The sequence below is a fragment of the Draconibacterium sp. genome (assembly GCF_041583095.1).
Lineage (GTDB): Bacteria > Bacteroidota > Bacteroidia > Bacteroidales > Prolixibacteraceae > Draconibacterium.
The window spans coordinates 1-4,082 of record NZ_JBFHGM010000366.1 but is presented as its reverse complement, the minus strand read 5'-3'; the positions used below and the strand labels follow the sequence as shown (position 1 = coordinate 4,082).

General features: G+C 37.8%; 4 protein-coding genes. All 4 read right to left on the bottom strand.

All coding sequences use genetic code 11. From position 1 onward, the window contains the following. Window positions 1-154: 154 nt before the first annotated feature. Window positions 155-1,084: an amidohydrolase family protein gene (locus ABZB17_RS21125; protein WP_372653378.1), complete on the bottom strand. Its 930-nt coding sequence runs from the start codon at window positions 1,082-1,084 to the stop codon at window positions 155-157. A 19-nt stretch (window positions 1,085-1,103) separates the two neighbouring features. Further along, window positions 1,104-1,517 carry an acyl-CoA thioesterase gene (locus ABZB17_RS21120; RefSeq protein WP_372653376.1) on the bottom strand — a complete coding sequence of 138 codons (414 nt, stop codon included), beginning with the start codon at window positions 1,515-1,517 and terminating at the stop codon, window positions 1,104-1,106. A 28-nt stretch (window positions 1,518-1,545) separates the two neighbouring features. Beyond that, the gene (locus ABZB17_RS21115) at window positions 1,546-2,415 is read right to left on the bottom strand and encodes a cupin domain-containing protein (protein ID WP_372653373.1); all 870 of its coding nucleotides are present in this window, start codon (window positions 2,413-2,415) and stop codon (window positions 1,546-1,548) included. 43 nt (window positions 2,416-2,458) lie between these two features. Next, a partial coding sequence (locus ABZB17_RS21110; protein WP_372653371.1) for a chondroitinase-B domain-containing protein occupies window positions 2,459-4,082 on the bottom strand: 1,624 nt, incomplete at its 5' end.

Genomic DNA, 4,082 nt, shown 5'->3' with positions numbered 1-4,082 from the left:
TTTACAACTAGTATATTCATATTCAAAAGTTTATTATTAATAAGGATAACTACCACAATTTGAACTCCTTGTATATATAACAAAGTCCTTTTTCGTGGTCATTTCATATTATCTAAATAGACGGTTGTATTTGGGGAACTTAAAACAATATTTATTAGCCGGAAAAGAAGGTCTCCGCGTTATCATTTAAAATTGCGTCTTTATCTTTTTCAGACAAAAATCCTGCATGTTTTACTACCACATCGATCAATTGCTGATAGGTATATTTTTTCATGGTTGAAGGAATATCACTCCCCCACAGAATCTTTTTGGCGCCAACTATTTCAATCGCCTGTTGAAGTAAGCCCAGTGCTTTTGAGCATGGATAATCGTCATTAACAAAAGCTGCAGTGGAAGAAAATCCGAAGTACACATTTTCCATATCTTTTCCGAGCTGAAGCATTTCATTTCGACGATCTTTTGCGTTTTCATCAAGTCCATTGCGATAAAATCCCAGGTGTTCAATCAGCATTTTAGTTTCAGTAAAACGTTCTGCTATAAAACGGATATTTTCAACCTGGTAACCCTTATTAAAAATATCGCCGGTATCAAGAATTACCCGCAAGCCTAACTTTTCAACGGTTTCCCAAACAGCAATCATTTCCTCTCCAACAAGCGAAAATCCGGGATAATTACCCGACCAACCCCACTCTTCGCTTATTTCAAGTTTTAGTGTATTTTGTTTTTCTGAGGCATACTTTTGTATAATATTGCAGGCATCCTTTTTCATAGGATCAACCTGGATGGTCCCTATAAACCGATCAGGATACTTCTCAATAGCCAGATGAATTTCGTCGTTCAAAATCCCGATCACCGGATTCTGTAACAATACGGCCTTCGAAACACCACAAAAATCCATGGTTTCAATGAGCGTTTCTGCAGTAAACTGGGTATCATGAAAAAATGGAGGTAAGAAATTAATTTCTTCATTCTTCCACAATATTCTACCATATTTTGCAGTGGCTGTTTTTTGGCCTCGCTTGATCCCGTTTATGCCATAAATAATATGGGCATGGGCATCGAATATTTCAAAAGATTTGTTCATACCGTAATAGTATAACCAATTATTTATCTCCTAACATCTCCATAATGTAAGGTGAAACATAGCTTCTAAGCACGCTTCTAATTTGCACCGGTTTCCCTTTGTCATCAACTGCTACAAAAGTAAAAACTCCTTGCGTAACTTTGTATTCACTAAGATCCTCTCTTGAACGAACAATTAACTCAACACCTATATCAATGGATGCATTTCCTATCCTGTCAACCTTTGTGTAAACCATAAATACATCTCCATTGTGAATAGGTTTAATAAAATTAAGATTACTAACCGAAACAGTAACGGCCGGAGACTTAATCACTTCTTCAAGCTGAATTGAAGCGGCTTTATCCATTTTAGACATCACCCAACCACCAAATGCAGTGCCGGCATGGTTAAGATCTGTAGGGAATGTTCTTCCTTTCAGAGAGAGTTGTCTCATTTTTTATATGGTTTTAGTTTTCAAAGTGCTAATACTCATCTTTATCTGTGCTAATTGGCTTGTGTGTTTTAAGCCACTCCTGCCCTTCTTTTGTCAGAAAAAAATCCATCCACAAATAGTACATTCGTTTATTCTCATCAACTGATACCCAATGACTGGAACCAATGGGAATATGTAATAAGAAGTATTCTGTAAACTCTGTCGATGCACCATCGGCATGAACTACAATATCGTTATCTGTTAGCCCGAGAAACAACTGATCGAGCATGGGGTGTTCGTGGGCGCCAACTTCATCGGGTCCCGGGGCTTCAACCGTGCCAAGTGCAACACGCGGAATAATATCCTCAGGCAACACTGTTCGGCTAACCGTATTCGGGCTCTTGATTTTTTCAGTATAAGGGTCACAGTCATCAAATTCCGTAAAATAAATGTCATATTTACTGTCATCGGGGAATCCGTTCAGGTCGGCAATATCCTGCTCAGATAGTTTTTTTGTAAAACGCACAAAATGCAACTCCTCCCCTTCCGGCACTTCAATTTTTATGCTTTTATACGTCATTGGGATTGCAATCGACTCTGGCACCAATTTAAATGAACTTGTATCGGTTTTCAAGGTGCCGTTGCCTTTCACAAAAAGAAACATACTTATATTTTCGTCCGAAAGTTGAACTTTATGCACCGTTGGCCCAACATAGGCAATGTGTTCTATTTTAGTATCAGCAATTTCTCCCGGCAGAAGTTCTTCCTTAAACAATTGTTTTCCTGATGGTAATTCCATTTTCATTTGCTGAACAACAATTTCAGGTGTATTTGAGCATGAAATACAAACTCCTAAAACCACGAACAGTATAGAAATGGATGCAGTATTTTTATGAAACAATGCTACTAAAGACTTCATACTTTCAAGTTATATATATTCGAACATCATTCAACCAAAAGAACTAATACATCAACTTCAACTTCAGGTTCTCTTCTACTACAATTTTCCCCGAGTTTCTGATTTCGTTATTGGCGTATGAATTGTTTTTTGCGCCCCACAGCAATGCCACCAGTTTAACCGGATTATTTTTAAAGGTATTATCGGCTATATTTACGTTTACGATACCACGTGTATTTAATAGAATATCGTTCTCTTCACGGCCTCCGCAATTCGTAAACGTACTGTTTGTTACCACTAAGTTTCCTCCAATGGTCGACTCATCATATCCTCCTCTGTAATAATCGATTACATTACTTTTTACTTTGTTGAACCGGCAATTATCAATTGTTAGAAATTCCACATTGTAATCTCCATTATCATCGGTTTCTTCTGAAAGTTCAATGCCGTTATCACAGTTTAAAATTTCACATCCAACGAATGTAATACTATCAGAAAACGACTCTTTATAGGCCTTCAGCACGTAGTTGAACTTTTCAATACTGCAGGCCAACACTTCAACGTCATACAGGGCCGACATATTTTTCTGCAATGATGCAAAGGCAAAATTATCTCCGTTTCCTTCCAACAAAATGTTTTGAACCTTCAGCTTCCCCTTCGGATTCATTTGGAAGAGCGGGGTATTCTTTTCCCCTTTATAAACAATCTTTGTTTCGGCATCTTCTGTGGCTGATTTTAAGGTAATTTCTTTATCAATGTCAAGCGGTGCGTCAATAGAATATTCTCCGGCTACCAGCTCAATAATATCGCCACTGGATGCTTCTCTAATTTTTGCCTGTAAATTTCCGTCTTCTGCCGAAACCTTTAAAATCTTTGATTCTGCTTTCGGTTTTTCACTGGCAAACCAGTTGGCACCATATTTCGTTTTATCAAGAATTTCAGGATTCACCATTGGCACATCGCACATTGCTCCTACTTGATTACTTTCGGTACGCGTATTACCCAAAATATCAGTGGTTATTGTTCCAAACTCAAAACCATTATACGGTTCTACATCGCAAACCTGACTTGAAGGAGCATAAATGTAATCGGTAATTTTGTTCATGGTAAAATCGCAATAATCAAATGTATTTTGCTTTGTATATGCCATTTCCTTACTGTTAATCACATTACTTTTAAAAGTAACTCCATCAATTTTATCATAAGCAACTACCGGAACCGAAACATTTTCAGCAGTATAAACAATGTTATTGGCAACAACTGTTCTTTCAGGCCGTGCAGAACGAATTTCAGAAGGAGGAAGGACTTCTGCCTGACTTAGGTTAGCGCCTACACCAAAATGCCATGGCGATCTACAATCAACCCATGTGTTATAAGCAACTACAACATCGGTAACCTGGTTGTAGCGGTTCAATGGCGATTTTGGAATTCCATTCATAACAGCTAAAGGTGCCCTGAAATTATTTCCTTTCAGGTTGTAGAAATAGTTATTTACCACCCAGTGTCCGGTATTTACAATTCGGATACCACCAATATTTTCAGAATTATCATCGCCAATAAAGTAGTTGCCGTCAATCCAGCAGTAATTGCCATGGCGCATTACCAACGATCCCTCGCATTTATAGAATACATTATTTCTGAACTCGTTGTAATTGGTTTTACTTGAGATTACTTCAACCTCGCCATTA

What these genes read in the sequence shown, in the direction of transcription:
- ABZB17_RS21115 (WP_372653373.1), bottom strand. Translation starts at nt 2,415, where the DNA reads ATGAAGTCTTTAGTAGCATTGTTTCATAAAAATACTGCATCCATTTCT.
- ABZB17_RS21125 (WP_372653378.1), bottom strand. Translation starts at nt 1,084, where the DNA reads ATGAACAAATCTTTTGAAATATTCGATGCCCATGCCCATATTATTTAT.
- ABZB17_RS21120 (WP_372653376.1), bottom strand. Translation starts at nt 1,517, where the DNA reads ATGAGACAACTCTCTCTGAAAGGAAGAACATTCCCTACAGATCTTAAC.